Raw genomic sequence first — 259 nt, 5'->3', positions numbered from 1 at the left:
TCTGCAAAGCCCGCACAGCCTGCACATACAGCTTGTTCAAATCCTCACAGCCGCCCGTCGTGCCGCTGATTCCCGCACTTGCTGTAAGCCGAAGGCAGCTTAGGACGGTGAAGAGCAGCTTCTCGCTGATCACGTTAATTTTTTGCAGAGCTTCATTCGGGATCACCTCAACGGTAAGCTGGAACACAATGACAGTGTATCCCGCATCATCGGAGACAACCCAGCAAGGCGCTGCCTGCAAATGCTCCTTCACGATACT

At 53.7% G+C, this 259-nt stretch carries 1 pseudogene; it reads right to left on the bottom strand.

The features are described from left to right. Positions 1-259 (bottom strand): annotated as a pseudogene (locus KVT27_RS25295) (two-component system response regulator); the annotation flags it as partial.

It is taken from the genome of Lysinibacillus sp. GbtcB16 (assembly GCF_019091145.1).
Lineage (GTDB): Bacteria > Bacillota > Bacilli > Bacillales_A > Planococcaceae > Lysinibacillus > Lysinibacillus fusiformis.
This window is presented reverse-complemented; position numbering and strand designations above follow the sequence as displayed.